Here is a 609-nt window from a genome sequence, read left to right on the forward strand (position 1 = left end):
TTGTGTGGGATGGCGCTTGATAATCTTTACGATATTTCGCCTGGGGAGCTTGAGACATGTCCATAAATCCTTGTATGTCGAACTACAAAAATACCAGTTTACAGGTCTCAACCCCTTTAACTGGTATCACGATATAAGCTATTTGTATGGGTTGTGGTATCAGAATACAAGTCTTTCTATAAAAAAACGGAGCTTTTTGATGGTTAGCTCCGCTTTCTGATTAACATTTACTCAACATTAGAAGTTAACCGTATGAATACTCATTTATAGAATCAACAATATGAATTACTCATTGTGTGACTCGGTTGAGTACGGCATACATATCACCACTACTATCTTGGATGGTGAGTTCATTTTCTTTAAGTTTGTACGTTGTGCCCTGCTCGCCGTTTTCATACAAAAGAACTAAATACTCGTCTTCAGTGTAAAACACGCCTTGTTTAACGGACTCTTCACCTGCTTCGTTTGAGACACGGAACAAGAACACGAAGTCAGGCTGCAAAATCAGATCCATGTGGTTAATGTTATTTGCCATCAATCCATCGCCAGAGACATGAGAGCTTGACCAAATACCGGCTAGAGCGTTCGATAACCCTTTAGTAAAAGTGA

At 39.6% G+C, this 609-nt stretch carries 1 pseudogene; it reads right to left on the reverse strand.

The features are described from left to right. Nucleotides 1-289: 289 nt before the first annotated feature. Nucleotides 290-609: pseudogene (locus tag R8N47_RS26515) on the reverse strand (hypothetical protein); the annotation flags it as partial.

This window comes from Vibrio sp. 2132-1, assembly GCF_033344315.1.